Below are 16,940 nucleotides of genomic sequence, written 5' to 3' on the forward strand. Positions count from 1 at the left end.
TCCTTATTAATAAGTCAATTCTTCGCCTTGTGACGTTAAGATTCTTGGACCTTCTTTCGTAATCGCTAATGAATGTTCATATTGACAACTTAGACCGCCATCTTCAGTATAAGCAGTCCAACCATTTGGGTCCATTTTCATGCGCCAAGTTCCTGTGTTAACCATTGGCTCAATGGTAATAACCATTCCCTCTTTTAAACGTAGTCCTTTACCTGCTTCACCATAGTGAGGAATCATTGGACTTTCATGGATAGTTGGGCCAATGCCGTGGCCTACAAAATCGCGAACTACCCCGTAGCCTTCTCCTTCTACATACGTTTGAATTGCATGACCAATGTCGCCAATTCTATTTCCTACTTGTGCTTGGTCAATCCCAAGATATAGCGCTTTTTTGGTTACTTCCATCAAGCGATCAATTTCAGGTGTTGATTCACCCACGACATAAGACCAGCATGAATCAGAGATTGCGCCCTTTAAGTCGACACACATATCTACTTTGATTAGGTCGCCATCTTTTAATACTTTTTTACGAGGAAATCCGTGGCAGATTTCGTCGTTGATACTACAACAAGTAGCATATTTGTAGCCTTCATAGCCAATTTGAGCCGCCACGCCACCATGACTTTCAATAAAGTCTCTCACAAATACTTCAATATCCCAGCTTGTAATGCCAGGTTTAATAAACGTCCGTAAATGACGGTGAACATCCGCTAATAATTCCCCTGATTCATCCATCATTTCAATTTCTCGTGGTGATTTTAATGTAATCATACTATCTCTCCTAAACTTGTTTCATTCAAATTATTTTATCACATTTTTGGCAAAAAAGATTGTTCAAACACCAATTTTCAAAAAGTCCCTTAATAAAAGCACTCGCTAGTCTTTTATAAGAAATGCGCATCTGCTATAATAAGTGACAGAATTGTATGAGGGGGAAGAAAGTTTATGACGTTAGCTAAAATTGTGTATGCAAGCATGACTGGGAATACAGAAGAAATTGCCGACATTGTTGCAGAAGCATTTGAAGATTTAGAATTAGAGGTCGAAATTGATGAGTGTACGCAAGTCGATGCCGCTGATTTTGAAGAGGCCGATATCTGTGTAGTAGCTACATATACGTATGGCGATGGCGATTTACCTGATGAAATTGTCGACTTTTATGAAGACTTACAAGAGATTGATTTATCAGGAAAAATCTTCGGCGTTTGTGGTTCAGGAGACACGTTTTATGATGATTTTTGTAAATCGGTGGACGACTTCGAAGCAGTCTTTACTCAAATTGGGGCAAAAAAAGGCGCCGACAGCGTTAAAGTTGATCTAGCCGCTGAAGAAGACGACATCCAACGTTTAGAAGAATTTGCGAAAAAATTAGCAACTGCCGCAGAATAACTACGTTGAAATAAATAAATAAAAAAAACACCAGAGAAAAATGGCTAGTTCCCATTTTTCTCTGGTGTTTTGATATTCCTAATTTAAAAATAAAATACTGTAATTTAAAGCAGCCGCAAAAGTAACCCAAAGAATATAAGGAATCATCAACCAGCCACGCGTTATTAATTTATAACGCAAGTAGTCCCACTGTTGAACTATTAATAATAGCCATAACAATGAGATATCAATCACAGATAATAAATTATTTTGTAAAGAAAAAAAGAAAAATGTCCAGAAAAAGTTCGCAATAAATTGTAAAATAAATAGCGTAATCATCCGTTTTTTCTGTTGTTTATTTGGATGAACTAAGATGAAATAAAAAGTAATGCCCATAAAAATATACAACACCAACCACACCGGTCCAAATAACCAGCCTGGCGGAGCAAAACTTGGTAATCTCAACGCTTGATAATATTCTCTCGCATTTACTGAAAATAAGCCCGACAAGAGCCCTAGTCCGGTAATTCCTACAATACTTAGCCATAAACGCTTATCTTTCACTCGGTTCATGTTTTTTGCCCCTTTCTATTTCTCTTCTTTACTGTAGCATGGTTGCGAATAATCTACCATTAATACACTTAACAAAAAAAGACCGTTCTTTTAAGAAACAGTCTTTTGCTGTAACCTCACAGAAGTTATCAGCATGAGGTTACACTTTTTTTAATTTTTATAGGTCAATATCAATTGGTTCATCTCGTTCAAGAATTGCTTCAATACTATCTTTCATTAAATGAATGATTTGTTCTTCTGAAGGATGAATAATTCCAGAAGTCATCAACGCAGCCACACCAGTAGCGACCACCCATGTTCCCATGTGTAAAGAGTCAATTTGAACATCGTTTAAATTAGCATACTCAGGATCAGCTTTTACCGCTTCAGTAAAATAGTGATAAGAGAATTCTTGCATTTTTTTGCCGCCACCATATTCTTCTAAATAAAGCGCACGGTATAACTTACTTTCACTTGTCGCAAAATGAATATAGTTTAAAGCCAAATCAACAATTGTATTTCCGGTATGTTTTACTGGAAAGACTTCTTTCGCTAAGTATTTATGAATTTTTTGGAATAAAGCATCGCGTAAATCATCCATGTTTTTAAATTCCAAATAAATCGGTTGGGTGGAACATTTCATTTTATTAGCAATATTACGTGCAGTGAACTTCGAAAATCCTTCAGTGGCGACTACTTCATAGGCAGCTGTTAAAATCTGCTCTTTCGTAATGGTTTTTTTTCTTGCCATAATTCCCTATCCCCTTTATTCATTCATATACAACGCTTCCAAATAAATGCTTATGGTTATTGTAACACGATTTTTCTATTATGCAAAATTAGAACAACTCTTTGTACAAAAGTTCACTGAGCGGGAGCACGACAACTTTTACCCCAACTTAAAATAACAGTTGATAAAGGCTTTATTTCGTTGAGTTCCCTGCTCTTCCGTGTTATGATATGAGCAGTCATTACCCATCAAAATGAAGGAGGAATCACGAATGACCTTAGAGAATTTTAATGAAAATCTAAAGAAATATGCACGTTTAATTGCTGAAACGGGTGTCAATGTTCAGGACAATCATACGGTTGTTTTACAAATCAGTGTCGATCAAGCGCCCCTTGCCCGCTTAATTACGGAAGAAGCTTATCGCTTAGGTGCGGCCGAAGTAATTGTTCAATGGAGTGACGAAACCATTCAACGTGAATTTTTAGCTCATGCTGCAACTGATCGTATTGAAAATGTTCCTCAATATAAAATTGATCAAACCGATGATTGGATTGCCAAAGGCGCAAGCCGAATTAGCGTGGTTTCTTCTAATCCTGATGCATTAGCTGGCGTGGATGCACAACGTGTAGCAGCTTTCCAAGCGGCTAATGGGAAAGCATTGGTCAACCTACGAAAAGCAACACAAGCCAACAAAGTAAGTTGGACTGTTGTAGCTGCTGCTAGTGAAGGCTGGGCAGCTAAAGTCTTTCCAGAATTAGCAACAAGTGAAGAACAAGTTGATGCACTTTGGAATGAAATTTTCAAAACAACACGAATTTATGAAGAAAACCCAGTTATTGCTTGGGATATCCATGATAAAAAATTACAAGAAAAAGCGGCTGAATTAAACGAACAACAATTTACTGCTTTACACTACACAGCTCCTGGGACAGATTTAACGATTGGTTTGCCTAAAAACCATTTATGGGAAGGCGCTGGTAGTTATAACGCTCGTGGGGAAGAATTTATGGCTAATATGCCAACAGAAGAAGTTTTCACCGCCCCAGATAGTCGCCGCGTTGATGGTTATGTTTCTAGTACAAAACCACTAAGTTATGCTGGCACAATCATTTCGGGAATGAAATTTACATTTAAAGATGGAAAAGTTGTTGACTTCTCAGCTGAACAAGGCGAAGAAGCATTGAAAAATCTCTTAGCTATTGATGAAGGTGCCAAACACTTAGGAGAAGTTGCTTTAGTACCAGACCCTTCACCAATTTCACAATCCGGTTTGATTTTTTATAATACATTGTTTGATGAAAATGCCTCTAATCATTTAGCCTTTGGTTCGGCCTATGCCTTCAACTTACAAGGCGGCACGGAGATGAGCGAAGAAGAATTAGCTGAAGCTGGTTTAAATCGTAGCCAAACACATGTGGACTTTATGGTAGGATCTGACAAAATGAATATTGACGGCATTAAGGAAGACGGGACGATTGTTCCAGTTTTTAGAAATGGCGATTGGGCATAAATTTAAAAAGAAGCAAGCCGTTATTTTGGAACTGACCTAAGATTGTGAGACAGGAATAAAAAAGCATTTTCCTAGACTGCTGATTTCCGATAGTCTATCGGCGATTGGTAGTCTAGTTTTTGTTGAATTCGACTTTCATTATAATAAGTAATGTATTTTTTTACAATTTCTATTACAATAGATGTAGGTTCACTTGTGAGCCCATCTAAGTAGAACGTTTCAGACTTTAGTGAGGCATGAAACGATTCGATGCAGGCATTATCTGAAGGTGTCCCTTTGCGGGACATACTCATGGTAATGCCTTTTGCTTTTATTTGATTCTGGTAGTCAAAAGAAGTATAAACAGAGCCCTGATCACTATGCAATAGACAATCCGTTGTTTGGGGCAATTGATCAAGTGTATCCAGAACAAAAGCCGTATCTTGCTTATCACCGATGGTATAGGCAATAATTTCACCATTGTATAAATCCATAATTGAAGACAAATACAATTGCTTTTGACCAAAAGGCAGATAAGTAATATCTGTTACCAATTTCTTTAAAGGAGCGTCTGAAGAAAATTGTCTATTTAGCTTGTTCTCGACAACCGTGTAAGGTTGTCCCACTTTACTGCGTTTCTTCATTTTCACGCGACAATTCCAATGATATTTCTGCATAATCTTTTGTACGGTGTTTTTGTTTACTTTGTATTCCTGATTAATCAACGCAGTAATCTTTCGATAGCCATATCGAAACTTATGCTGGAAGCAAAGTCGACGAACGGCTTCTTCAAGAGGTGTTAACTTTCCTAAGTCTTTTCGATGAGTCCAACGATAATAAGTAGCTCGCGAAACGCCGAAAAGTTGACACAATGCAGTAATGGTTATTTTTCCTTTCATTTTTTTAACTAATTCTACAAATATTTCTGGCTCCACGTCCTTTCCAATTCTTTGTACTTTTTTAGCACCTCAATATGCATTTTTAAATAGTTATTTTCATTTCTAAGCTGTTGTTCATTTGATAGAATTTCTGGACCTTTTCCATAAGCATATTGTTTTCCAACGGGTTGAACCAGACGATGATTCTCGCCATTACGGTACCAACGCCACCATGTTTCAATTTGTGTTTTGTTTTTAATGCCTAATTCTGCCATAATCGTTTTTACAGGAATATTCTCTTTTTTCATCTGTATAGCCATTTCTTTGATGTGAATCGGATAAGACACTCGATTTCCCATTGAAAAAGCACCCCCTAGTTAAATTCATTTTAACGTGAATTCAACAAGAGGTGCTTTTTTATTTTGTCTCAGTTTATTGGGTCAGTTCCTTTTTTACGGCTTGCTTCTTTTTATTTCAAATAAAAAAAGGCTTCTCAGCCTTGATACGTTCCTTATTCAATCAGACACATGGCGGCACTTGCTTAGTGCTGCTTCCTTCCGGATCTGACACAATTCACTAGCCCGCCATTGTCCTAGCCTTTCGGCAAAACCTAGTATAACGTATTTTTATTCTTTTGACTAGTCTTTCTTTTGATTTTTTAAAAGTTTCTCTTCTTTTTTCTTTGCCCGTAACCTTTTAAAGAACTGAACTAGCAATAAGCGACACTCTTCTTCTAAAACGCCTGCTTCGACATAGGCCACATGATTGAAGCGTTCATCTTCTAATAAATTCATCAAAGTCCCAGCAGTGCCTGCTTTAGGATCAGTTGCGCCATAATAAACTTCTGGAATTCGTGCTAAAAGCATCGCCCCACTACACATTGGACAAGGTTCTAAAGTTACAAATAATTGGGTTTCTTCTAGACGCCAATTTTCTATCCCGCGACACGCTTCTTGGATTGCATACATTTCTGCATGCGCCGTTGCTTCTTGCCGTGCTTCTCTCAGATTATGCCCGCGGCCAATAATTTCCCCTTGCCGAACAATTACAGCTCCAATAGGCACCTCAGCCAAACCTTCTGCTTTTTTCGCTTCTGCAATGGCTTCTCGCATAAAAAATTCTTTTTCTTCTTGTGTTAACGTTGTTTCTTTTTTTCCCAATTAATTTCCACCTTTCGGCTTTTTCCCACTAAACTTCTGTCTTGCTTCATGGTACAATAAATCAGTGAGGTGTGTCTATGATTATTGAAAATTTATCTCAGCTTTATCCCAAAGGCTATTTATCAAAAACAATTGGTTCCGAAGCCACCTATTCAATTCCTGTTGACGACCAATTTTTCATTGTGAATAAAGCTTTCTTAAGTATTAAAGAACAGCATTTGTTGGAAGCGCTTTTCCCGATTTCTGAAAACCCAACAATTACTGGTAACCATCCTTGGTTCAGTTACTTATTTCAACAGGCAAAATTACCTGCCGAAGGGACCTTTCGTATGTTGCAAATTCAAACGAATGTCCCAAAAGAATTACAAGCTGAATGGCAATTTAATTTAACAAAGATGTTTCCAGATACAGTTGATTGTTTCAGTCCAAGTAATAATATGTATATTTTAGTTGAAGAACAGTCAAAAAAGACCTTTCAACAAGAAGAAATTCAAGGGATCTTTTTAACATTAGATACAGACTTTGATTGCACTAGTGCTGTATTTGTTGGCAATTTTTATTCCTCTGAAGACATTCTCCGGCGTTGTTTCCATGAAGAACAACGTATTTTTTCAGAAGAACTTAATTCCTCTAGTCGGACGACTGTTTTTAGTTTAACCGATGTCGCCCTCCACTATTTTACCAAGGAAGCCATGAGTCAAAATATACTTGTCGAGTATTATCGTCGTTTATTAAATAAAGACACCGATATTCAGCCAATCATCAGCGCTTTGTGGAAAAATCAAGGCAATATCAGCTCCACTGCAAAAGATTTATTTATGCATCGAAATACTTTACACTATCGGTTGGAAAAGTTTTTTGAACAAACTGGCTTATCTTTAAAAAAAATGGATGATTTAATCTTTTGTTATTTGTTATTAAGAAAGTAGCACGTCCATTTTGTACTCGTATGTTTTTTATTCCCAATTAGAAAGTAGGCGTTCCAATGAAAATTACCGCATATGTCGCTAGTGCATTTAGTAAAAACCACGAAGGTGGCAACAAAGCAGGCGTTGTTTTTATGACACAGCCCTTAACGAGAACCCAAAAAATGGCCATCGCCAAAGAACTAGGATTTGCAGAAACTGCTTTTATTTCAGACTCAAAGATTGCTGATTTCCGCCTTGAATATTTTACACCAAAAGAAGAAGTCGACTTATGTGGCCACGCGACAATTGGCGCTTTCACCATTATGAAGCACTTAAATAAATTATTGCAAACAGAATATACAATCGAAACGAACAGCGGTTTGCTCGCAATCACGGCGAACGGTGAACAACTATTTATGGAACAAACTGTCCCAACTTTTTATGATACGCTCACTTTAGAAGAATTGAGCGGATGCTTTGATTTAAACGCAGTGGCAACTGCTTTTCCTATCCAGATTGTGTCAACGGGCCTAAAAGATATTTTGGTTCCCATTAAAAATACGCAATTATTACAGGATTTACAACCAAACTTTGAAAAAATTAAGTTACTTAGTCAAAAGTATGGAGTTATTGGGATGCATCTTTTTGCTTTGTCTGAAGAAAATATCATTTGTAGGAATTTTGCGCCCCTTTATGACATCGATGAAGAAGCCGCTACTGGTACATCAAATGGTGCGTTAGCTTGTTATCTGTACCATCACCAAATTTTACAAAAAACCAATTACACCTTTGCCCAAGGTTATACCTTAAACGCTCCTTCAGAAGTCTTAGTGCGTTTGAACACTACATCCCAAAAGACAATTGATCAAGTTTTAGTTGGTGGCAGAGGCTATTATGTTGAAACAAAAGAATTATTTTTATAAAAAAAAGATGGCCTAGGCCATCTTTTTTACTTCATTGCATCTTCAATAAATGTGAAAAAGCGTTCTTTTAAAGAATCTGTATTGTCTTTAACTTTTTCGCCATATTCAGCTAATTTTGAACCGCCATCTTTCACACGATCAACAACATTTAAAACAGAATCTAATTCATCATCGGATAAATCATCGACAATCGATAATAATTTTTGGTTTCCATCAAATTTATCGTCTACAAACTTTTTAACTTTATAACGATTGGAAACATGAGATACCTTCTTAATAATTTTTTCAGAAGCGATGACTGCAACAGAGACACTTGCAACTGCAGCAATGCTTAAACCGATACCAATTTTTGTTGATGCTTTCATTTCCTTCAGCTCCTCTGTTATTTTCTACTTTAATCATAACATATTATTACTTTTATGCGTAATAGAAAGACCTTTACTAGCACTTAGTCTCGTCGGTTGTTACCACCAAATAAAATAACCAAACGTAAAAGTTGTAAAAAGGTCGAAAGCGCCGCTGCTACGTAGGTAAGTGCAGCTGCAAAAAGAACTTTTCTGGCCATTGGGACTTCTTCTTCTGTTAATAACCCACCTTCAGAAAGAATACTTAATGCACGTCTAGACGCATTAAACTCCACCGGTAAAGTCACCAATTGAAAAATCAAGGCTAATGAAAAAGCCAAAATTCCAATGTTGATTAATGTTTGATTCCAACTAAATAAAACACCAATCAAAATTAGTGGAAAGGAGATGGTTGAGCCAATGTTGGCAACTGGAACAATGGCTGCACGAAGACGTAAAGGCACATAGTTCGTATGATCTTGTACCGCATGTCCGCATTCATGAGCCGCCACGCCAATAGCCGCGACCGATGTCGATTGAGCAGTGGCTTCGGATAAGCTCAACATTTTGTTTCCAGAATTATAATTGTCGGTTAAATCACCCGCAATTTGCTGAACTCCAACATCATTAATTTGTTCTTTTTGTAAAATATATTGTGCTGCCTGCGTGCCTGTAACATGTTTACTGCTTCGTACTTGATCATATTTACGAAAGGTACTGTTAACATATGCGGAGGCCGCACCAGAAATCGCAATTCCAATAATTACCAATATATAGGTTGGATCGATTCCAAAATAAAAGGGCATCATTGTCCTCTACCTCCATCTTTTTTTCTTTATTGTAGCATGATAGTGAAAAAAAGGGAGCGACAAACGTTGTCTTTTGTTTAAAAAAATGATGAATTTTTCAAGAAAGTACCAAAACTAACAAAAGTGTCACTCAATTAACGGAAAAAAATATGGCAAATTTTCTAAAAAAAAGGCATACTATTCCTTGAGGTGAGGAAAATGAAAACATTACTAAAAATATTAATCCCCTTAGTCATTTTAGCCGGTGGTAGCTGGGGCGTTTATAATTACTATTACGGCGGAGAAGCCTATTATACACAAATCACAACATCTGGTGAAAAGAAAGATGAAAAATCAGATTCTGGTGAACCGACGACCATGTATTACTATCAACAACCTGCGTTTAATAAAAACGGCGAAGAAAAGACCGTGGAATTAAATGAATACCGTGATCAACCTTTACGTATGAAAGCCTATCTAAAATTGAAAGTCAATCCCCGTAAAGGCGTGATCAGTTGGAATGAAGTGACAGAAAAAGAAGTCCCTGAAAAAGCTTTAGAAAAATTAAAATAAAGAAAAAACCGTTGGCAAACGACCAACGGTTTTTTCTTTATAATTGATTACTAATTTTTTCGATATTTTTTAGCATAATGGACACTGTGCCATCTGGATTATTGACGAATTCAATTAAATCGCCATTGCGGTAAACATCTAACGGAACAATTAATTCAATACCATTATCCATTTTTAACTTTTGTTTGCCAAATTTCTTTTCAGAAATTTCGCGAGATTCTCTGACTGGCGGTGTTTTGTCGACAAACTTCGATTCATTCACTTCTTCTTGGTAAGCTAATTTAGCTGATACATTTTCTTTAAACACTTGCTCAGCAATCTGCTCATTGTCAATCGTCCCCGTTTCCTCAATGCTATCATACACCGCTTCTTTTACAGAAGCCATTAGTTCAAACTCATCTTCGTTAAATTTCTTTCCAATGCGTTTGACTGCTTTTTTAATTTCTTTGATATTTTCTTCCATGGAAGGCGCCGCTTGCGTCTCAATCACTTTTTCAGAGAAATACCAGATTTTTTCTCCTGAAAATTCATATCTTTTCTCTAGTAATTCAAACGCTAATGTATCTAAGTCAACCGTAATCCCTTCATCTGGTTTTTGTGATTTTGAAGACAAAATTGCTCGGTTGATAATCAGTTTGTTATAAACGGATTCTTCCTCATAGTCGACGTAATGCGTGTAACTTTCTTTATAGTTTAATTTAATCATTGCGACATGTAACACCGTATCTAATTCATATAAAATGAACAAAATATCAGCACTAGGCGCATCTTCGCTTCCTGAATAAACATCATACCAATGTTGGGTAACTTCTTGGCTTTTCTTCACAAAATCACTAGGAATCCCACGTAACGTGTCAACAAAGGAACTATTTTCCGCCAATGTTCCAGTCTTTGTTTGTGCAGTCGAAAGTTTTGAAATTTTTGCAGTTAAATACGTTCGAATATACTCGGTCGTTAAATCTAGTTCCTTTTCAGAGAAAACCGGCGTCCCAGTTTCTCGATCAATAATGTGTAAAATTGCTTTTTTTAAATAAATATCCATTTTTACGCTCTCCTTTTCTCAACCTTTTTAGTCTAACTGAAAGAGAGAAAAAAGCCAATAGTTTCTATAAAAAGAAGAAGAATTCGTAGACAAATGTCTACAAATTCTTCTTTACTTCAAAAAGCGATTACCCTTCTTCGCTGTATAACATCCCTGTTGCTTCATCAACTGGATCGACTTTATTAAAGATGCCTTTCTTTCTGAAAATATAAGTTAAGCCCATTGGTACGATAATAGCAATCACCATTGCGCCTAAAAATGGCAAGTAATATTGTGGCACAATAGATAAAATTCCTGGCAAGCCACCGACGCCGATACTTGTCGCACGAACGCCCATTAAAGTGGCAAACATTCCTGCCATTGCCGAACCAATCATGCCCGCAACAAATGGATAAACATATTTTAAGTTGATCCCAAACATCGCTGGTTCAGTCACACCTAGGTAACAAGAAATCATTGCTGGAATCGAAACTTGTTCTTCTTTTTTGTTTCCACGATGCATAAAGATAACTGCTAAAACCGCTGAACCTTGTGCAATATTTGATAGAGCAATCATTGGCCATAAGTTGGTTGACTGAAAGTCAGCAATCAACTGTAAATCAATCGCATTACTCATATGATGCAACCCAGTGATGACTAATGGTGCGTACATAAAGCCAAAGACGGCACCAAATAACCAATTAAATGTTGACGTTAATCCTGCATTTACGATATCAGAGACCCAACTACCAATCGTCCAACCGATTGGTCCTAAAATGACATGTGCAGCCAATACTGTTGGTACTAGAGCAAACAATGGGACAAAAATCATTGAAATTGCTTGAGGAATCACTTTTCTAAAGAAAATTTCAAGATAGGCAAGCAAGAAGCCGGCTAACATAGCTGGGATAACTTGCGCTTGATAACCAATCATGTTAACTTGAGCAAACCCAAAATCCCAGAAAGGAATTTCTGCTGCTTTAGTCGTCGCAACTGAATAAGCATTCAGAAGTTGTGGTGAGACTAATGTAATCCCTAGGACAATCCCCAAGATTTGTGTGGTTCCCATTTTCTTCGTAATACTCCACGTAATCCCAACTGGCAAGAAGTGGAAAATTGCTTCGCCGATTAACCATAAGAATGAATTGACCCCATTCCAAAATTGAGAAACTTCCACGATTGTTTGACCATCAAGAAAGCCAAATGGAACCCCTTCCAAAATATTGCGGAATCCTAAAATCAATCCCCCGATAACAAGTGCAGGAATTAATGGTGTAAAAATCTCAGCTAAAACAGAAACAACTCGTTGAACAGGACTCAAATTACTTTTGGCAGCTGCTTTCCCTTCTTCTTTTGAAACCCCTTCTAAACCGGAAATTGCAGAAAAATCATTATAAAATTGTGGGACTTCATTCCCAATAATTACTTGAAACTGTCCAGCATTGGTAAAGGTTCCTTTTACAGAAGGAATATCTTCAATCACAGGTACATCCGCTTTTTTTGGATCTTTTAATACAAAACGCATTCGAGTTGCACAATGAGAAACAGCTGAAATATTCTCTTTGCCTCCTACTGCTTTCAACAACTGCTGTGCATCGCTTTGAAACTTACCCATTTTACATTCTCCTCTCAAACTTGTATATACAATTAAGTTGTATATACATCATACTTGATTATTCTTTTTTTGGCAAGCGCTTTCTTTCAAAAAAATAATTTTATTTTTTTACAAATCCCTTGTCTTTTCTTAAAGAGTCAAACAGAACGCTTTTTTAGCTGCTTCTTTATTGCTATACTACAGAGGGAAAAAACGAAAAGGAGTATGAAAAATGTTTTTTAAAGAAATTCATCATGTGGCAATCAATGCCTCAAATTATCAAGTAACTAAAAATTTTTATGTCGAAAAGTTGGGCTTTGAAGTTCTTCGCGAAAATCATCGTCCCGAAAAAAACGATATTAAATTAGATTTAAAATTAGGCAGCCAAGAATTGGAAATTTTTATTTCTGATCAATTTCCCGCTCGCCCCTCTTATCCTGAAGCTTTAGGATTACGTCATTTAGCTTTTAAAGTTGAACATATTGAAGAAGTGATTGCTTTTTTAAATGAGCAAGGAATTGAAACAGAACCGCTACGAGTAGATGATTTTACGGGTGAAAAAATGACCTTCTTTTTTGATCCAGATGGACTACCTTTAGAACTTCATGAATAATAAATAAAGGAGAGAAACAAAATGAAAGATACCTTTCGCTTAGAAAACCAGACGATTTATTTTGGTACAGAACGAGCAATTTCAGCCAGCCCTCAAACGATTTGGCGCTACCTGACTGAGACAGACAAGCTAAAACAATGGTTTCCAGAATTAGAAATTGGTGAATTAGGTGTTAACGGGTTTTGGCGGTTTATTCTGCCCGATTTTGAAGAAACGATGCCTTTCACTGACTACGCAGAGGAAAAATATTTGGGCGTGACTTGGGATACTGGTATCATCTATTTTGACTTAAAAGAACAAGCACCTCATCAGACCCTGTTAGTCTTTTCAGAATCTCTCCCAGAAAATTTTACAACACCTCGCCATAAAGATATCGCTGGTTGGTCAATTGTTCTCAACCGCTTGAAGCAAGTAGTTGAAACCCCTGATGCAGCACCAGAAAAAATAGATTTTCCGCAAATAGAAAATCATTACTTAGAAAAATTAACGAATTTAGAAAATTAAAAAGTGTGGCACAACGGGTAAATCACCCTCTGTGCCACACTTTTTAAAAACGTAAAATACGCTGATAAACAAATAAACCTAAATCAATTAAGCAAACAACAAAAATTGCCAATAATACAAAAGAGACCCGCAACTCTGCGGCGTACATCCCTCGTAAACTAATTGTTGCCAAACATAACCCAAAAATCGTTGCCATTGTCACTTGTAACACGGTTCCTGGTTTTAGGGAATAAACAAAAATGCCAATCAAACTAGAAACAACGAGGTGTGTCAGTGGCAATTGAAGCCAATTGACAACAAACAGACTAAGGAAACATCCTAAAAGAGTCCCCCAAAAACGTGTCTTAATACGCGTGTTCATTTCTGCTTTCACTGGATGCAAGAGTAGAAAAACATTCATCGGAATCCAAATTATTTTAATGCCTCCTACACTCCACATTAAAATAAAACTCAGCGTAATGGTGAAACTCATACGAATAGCTAAACGAAATCGTTGCACCCTTTCGTCAGGACTTTCTAAAAATTGTTTGAAACTTGTGATCCCAAAAAAAGTCTGTTGTAAGTCGTGCCAGAAATTAATAACCGCCAATTTTTGTTGTTTCATATTTAATTGAATGCTTTTATGGCCTCTACTCTTTAAGCTGGCTAACTGACTTAATCCTGTTTGCCACCAAGCGTTTAGTGTTAAAGCCAATAAAAAAAGACCAATTAAAAAGGCCACAACTTGAGATTGCATCAAAAATGTATTTCCTTTAACCTGGATTAACTGACAAAACGTAAACATCATCAAATAACTATGATACCGCATGGGTGTCGCAGATGAATAAAATAAATAAACAATTAAAAATGTCACACTACTATTTAAAATAATAGACCAGCTAAAGGAACTACTAGCTATAAATGCTAAAAAACTGATCACAAATTGCCTGATACTCATTTTGAGCAGCGCTACAAACGAATAATCTTTTTTATAGTTAATTTTAAACATAATAGTAAATACAGGCACCATAATTAAATAGCTTGGGGAAAATAAAAAATCCAATGTATAAAAACTAACCAAAAAAAAGGCGATGACTGGGAAAATGGCCCAAACATACGCAAAAAATTGCTGACTTTTTGTACTAAAAAAATAAATAACAATCACTCCAATATCGATTCCTTATCCATTGTAACATGCTTGTCAATTCCCTCTCCAAATTGAATATACCAATTCGTTAAAAATAAATAAAAAAGCGAATAAATACGCTTTCATTTCTCGTTTTTTGTGCTATAATCAGCCTATATGATATATCATTTAAAACAAAGGAGCTACTTTCATGAATATTCAAGCGATTGATACGCGACACGGAACTGCCAACCAACATAGTTTTTCAAATGGAAATTGTCTACCCTATACTGGCGTGCCATTTGGGATGAATTTTTACGCCCCGCAAACAACTGACCAAAAAGGCAGCTGGTGGTTTCATCCAGAAGATCGAACATTTCAAGGCTATCGAGTAACGCATCAACCAAGTCCTTGGATGGGTGATTTTAGCCATTTATTAATGACCCCTGTCAGTGGTTCATTGTCGGAACTTTCTTTATTCCATGCCCAAAGTTCTTATCGTCCAGAAGAAAGTCTTTTTTCTCCTGTCGAAATTAACTTAACTCAATTACGCTATCAAATCACTTCTCAATTAATCCCAAGCATGTATGGTGGTATCTTAACCATTGATTATCAACAAAAAGATAATCACTTACTACTAACTCTGCCTGGACGTTATCAAGTAAAACAATTAGATAACCATCAAGTGGCTGTAAAAGTCATCAACTATTCTGGTTGTGAAGATCCAGATTTTAGTTTTTATTTCGTGCTTCATTTTGAACAGCCTTTAACCAAATGGTTTGCCCCTTCTTCAGGCGAAGATGGCAAAATCCTTCTTTCTTTTGGAAATATTGCTCAACAAGTTGTTCATTTTAGTAGTTCATTTATTTCTGAAAAACAAGCGCAGTTAAATTTAGCGCGAGAAATCTCTTTGCGTTCTACTGAGATGCTGCAACAAGGAATCGCAGATTGGCATAATTATTTCGATCGCCTTAAAGTAACGCATGAAAATCCTGAACATACTAAAACGTTTTATCATACACTGTATCGAACATTCCTATTTCCGCAAACCTTTTATGAATTGGACGAAAATCAGCAGCCGATTCATTATGATACGTTCTCACAAACGGTTCGTCCTGGTGTACTATATACCAATAATGGCTTTTGGGATACTTATAAAACGGTTTACCCATTGTTCTCACTCATTGCTCAAGAAAAATACGAAGAGATGCTAGAAGGCTTTTTAAATAGTTACAACGAAACAGGTTTCTTGCCAAAATGGTTATCGCCAGATGAGCGTGGTTTAATGCCCGGCACCTTGATTGACGCTGTCATTGCTGATGCCGCCGTGAAAAAGATTCGTCCTGACTTGATGCCTCAGTTCCTAGAAGCGATGAAAAAAGGCGCCACACAACAAAGCGAACGAGAAAATTATGGACGTCAAGGAACTCTGGATTATCTAAAATATGGCTATGTTCCTTCAACCTATCATGAATCTGTCAATCATACCTTAGACTATGCGTACAGCGATTTCTGTATTTCGCAAGTTGCAAAAACACTGAATGATTCAGAGACCGCAACATTTTATCGTCAACAAGCCTTGAATTATCAACAACTTTTTAATCCTGAAACTGGCTTTATGCAAGCCAAGGACACTGAAGGCAATTTCCGTCCTGACTTTTTAGATATTCGTTGGGGCAAAGATTACGCCGAAGGAAGTGCTTGGCAATCAAGTTTTGCGGTTTATCAAGATTTTGCAGGTTTGATTAAGCTATATGGTAGCGAGTTAGCTTTCGAAAAAAAATTAATTCAGCTATGCAATCAAGCGCCTAACTTTAACGTTGAAGGCTATGGTTTTGAAATTCATGAAATGAGTGAAATGGCGGCAATTGATTTTGGTCAATTAGCCATCTCAAATCAACCAAGTTTCCATTATCCGTTTCTATTCAGCTACATCGGCAAACCAGAGATGGCTCAACCACTTTTAAAACAACTAATGCAAACATTTGATGCTTCACCAACTGGCTATCCAGGTGATGAAGACAATGGCAGCATGTCTGCTTGGTATATTTTTAATAGCTTAGGCTTTTATCCCGTCACACCAGGAACTGGTGAATATGTAATCGGGATGCCTTTAGTCCAGACGGCGGAAGTAAAACTATCAAATGGTAAACAATTAACCATTCAAACATCACCAAACAAAGTCCAACAACAATTTATTCATGAAATTCAGTTAAACCAAGAAAAACATACTGCGCCTTATTTTACTCATCAAGAACTATTAAATGGCGGGACTTTAGATTATCAATTAGGGATCGTCCCGAATCCACAAAACACAGCAGAACGACCGTTTTCATTAAGTACGGAAAAATAATAAAAAGAAAGATGTTCATAAAAATTGAACATCTTTC

The 16,940-nt window shown here is 36.8% G+C and carries 18 protein-coding genes and 1 other RNA gene; 8 read left to right on the forward strand and 11 right to left on the reverse strand.

Going from position 1 to position 16,940, the window contains the following annotated elements; translation table 11 throughout:
• Positions 1-6: 6 nt before the first annotated feature.
• Positions 7-771, reverse strand: a complete 765-nt coding sequence (map, locus tag IGM09_RS08525; protein WP_002389095.1) for a type I methionyl aminopeptidase — start codon at positions 769-771, stop codon at positions 7-9.
• Positions 772-945: 174 nt separating this feature from the next.
• On the opposite strand from map, the gene IGM09_RS08530 reads away from it, so the two are divergent.
• Complete coding sequence (locus tag IGM09_RS08530) at positions 946-1,389, forward strand: flavodoxin (protein ID WP_002356885.1); 444 nt, start codon at positions 946-948, stop codon at positions 1,387-1,389.
• A gap of 78 nt (positions 1,390-1,467) precedes the next feature.
• On the opposite strand, the gene IGM09_RS08535 is transcribed toward IGM09_RS08530, so the two are convergent.
• Together IGM09_RS08535 and IGM09_RS08540 are read right to left on the reverse strand one after the other, a co-directional pair.
• On the reverse strand, positions 1,468-1,941 hold the full coding sequence (locus IGM09_RS08535) for a TspO/MBR family protein (RefSeq protein WP_002356884.1): 474 nt from the start codon (positions 1,939-1,941) through the stop codon (positions 1,468-1,470).
• 157 nt (positions 1,942-2,098) lie between these two features.
• A complete protein-coding gene (locus IGM09_RS08540) occupies positions 2,099-2,671 on the reverse strand; it encodes a TetR/AcrR family transcriptional regulator (protein WP_002356883.1) in 573 nt (190 codons plus the stop codon).
• Between the two features lie 250 nt (positions 2,672-2,921).
• Here IGM09_RS08540 and IGM09_RS08545 point away from each other — a divergent pair, with 250 nt between their 5' ends.
• Entirely contained in the window at positions 2,922-4,160 is a 1,239-nt protein-coding gene (locus IGM09_RS08545; RefSeq protein WP_002362125.1) for an aminopeptidase, read from the forward strand.
• Between the two features lie 71 nt (positions 4,161-4,231).
• On the opposite strand, the gene IGM09_RS08550 is transcribed toward IGM09_RS08545, so the two are convergent.
• The 3 genes from IGM09_RS08550 to tadA form a co-directional block, all read right to left on the reverse strand.
• A protein-coding gene (locus tag IGM09_RS08550; RefSeq protein WP_113826046.1) for an IS3 family transposase occupies positions 4,232-5,376 on the reverse strand; the annotation gives its coding sequence in 2 pieces (ribosomal slippage) (positions 4,232-5,103 and positions 5,103-5,376; 1,146 coding nt in all).
• 153 nt (positions 5,377-5,529) lie between these two features.
• Positions 5,530-5,616: signal recognition particle sRNA small type (ffs, locus tag IGM09_RS08555), an RNA gene on the reverse strand.
• Positions 5,617-5,655: 39 nt separating this feature from the next.
• The gene (tadA, locus tag IGM09_RS08560) at positions 5,656-6,177 is read right to left on the reverse strand and encodes a tRNA adenosine(34) deaminase TadA (RefSeq protein ID WP_002384292.1); all 522 of its coding nucleotides are present in this window, start codon (positions 6,175-6,177) and stop codon (positions 5,656-5,658) included.
• A 77-nt stretch (positions 6,178-6,254) separates the two neighbouring features.
• Between tadA and IGM09_RS08565 the strand changes: the two genes are divergently transcribed.
• Together IGM09_RS08565 and IGM09_RS08570 are read left to right on the forward strand one after the other, a co-directional pair.
• Positions 6,255-7,106, forward strand: a complete 852-nt coding sequence (locus IGM09_RS08565; protein WP_033625058.1) for a PucR family transcriptional regulator — start codon at positions 6,255-6,257, stop codon at positions 7,104-7,106.
• Positions 7,107-7,162: 56 nt separating this feature from the next.
• On the forward strand, positions 7,163-8,008 hold the full coding sequence (locus IGM09_RS08570) for a PhzF family phenazine biosynthesis protein (protein WP_010713247.1): 846 nt from the start codon (positions 7,163-7,165) through the stop codon (positions 8,006-8,008).
• Positions 8,009-8,034: 26 nt separating this feature from the next.
• Here IGM09_RS08570 and IGM09_RS08575 read toward each other — a convergent pair whose 3' ends face one another.
• The gene (locus IGM09_RS08575; protein WP_002356871.1) at positions 8,035-8,373 is read right to left on the reverse strand and encodes a hypothetical protein; all 339 of its coding nucleotides are present in this window, start codon (positions 8,371-8,373) and stop codon (positions 8,035-8,037) included.
• 83 nt (positions 8,374-8,456) lie between these two features.
• Positions 8,457-9,161, reverse strand: coding sequence for a zinc metallopeptidase (locus IGM09_RS08580; protein ID WP_002384290.1), 705 nt, complete (start codon positions 9,159-9,161; stop codon positions 8,457-8,459).
• Positions 9,162-9,359: 198 nt separating this feature from the next.
• On the opposite strand from IGM09_RS08580, the gene IGM09_RS08585 reads away from it, so the two are divergent.
• Positions 9,360-9,713, forward strand: coding sequence for a YxeA family protein (locus tag IGM09_RS08585; protein ID WP_002398569.1), 354 nt, complete (start codon positions 9,360-9,362; stop codon positions 9,711-9,713).
• A 37-nt stretch (positions 9,714-9,750) separates the two neighbouring features.
• Here the strand turns inward: IGM09_RS08585 and IGM09_RS08590 are convergent, their stop codons facing one another.
• Entirely contained in the window at positions 9,751-10,755 is a 1,005-nt protein-coding gene (locus tag IGM09_RS08590) for a nucleoid-associated protein (RefSeq protein WP_002356866.1), read from the reverse strand.
• A gap of 127 nt (positions 10,756-10,882) precedes the next feature.
• Entirely contained in the window at positions 10,883-12,349 is a 1,467-nt protein-coding gene (gene treP, locus IGM09_RS08595) for a PTS system trehalose-specific EIIBC component (RefSeq protein WP_002383776.1), read from the reverse strand.
• Between the two features lie 211 nt (positions 12,350-12,560).
• Between treP and gloA2 the strand changes: the two genes are divergently transcribed.
• Positions 12,561-12,941 (forward strand): SMU1112c/YaeR family gloxylase I-like metalloprotein, encoded by a 381-nt coding sequence (gene gloA2 / locus IGM09_RS08600; RefSeq protein ID WP_002366964.1) that lies wholly within the window; start codon positions 12,561-12,563, stop codon positions 12,939-12,941.
• Between the two features lie 21 nt (positions 12,942-12,962).
• Positions 12,963-13,445: an SRPBCC family protein gene (locus IGM09_RS08605; RefSeq protein ID WP_002356863.1), complete on the forward strand. Its 483-nt coding sequence runs from the start codon at positions 12,963-12,965 to the stop codon at positions 13,443-13,445.
• 43 nt (positions 13,446-13,488) lie between these two features.
• Here the strand turns inward: IGM09_RS08605 and IGM09_RS08610 are convergent, their stop codons facing one another.
• Positions 13,489-14,589 (reverse strand): FUSC family protein, encoded by a 1,101-nt coding sequence (locus tag IGM09_RS08610; RefSeq protein ID WP_113826059.1) that lies wholly within the window; start codon positions 14,587-14,589, stop codon positions 13,489-13,491.
• Between the two features lie 172 nt (positions 14,590-14,761).
• Here IGM09_RS08610 and IGM09_RS08615 point away from each other — a divergent pair, with 172 nt between their 5' ends.
• Positions 14,762-16,903, forward strand: a complete 2,142-nt coding sequence (locus IGM09_RS08615; protein WP_033625060.1) for a GH92 family glycosyl hydrolase — start codon at positions 14,762-14,764, stop codon at positions 16,901-16,903.
• The last annotated feature ends 37 nt before the right edge of the window (positions 16,904-16,940 follow it).

The sequence above is a fragment of the Enterococcus sp. DIV0167 genome, assembly GCF_050541555.1.
Taxonomy (GTDB): Bacteria; Bacillota; Bacilli; order Lactobacillales; family Enterococcaceae; genus Enterococcus; species Enterococcus faecalis.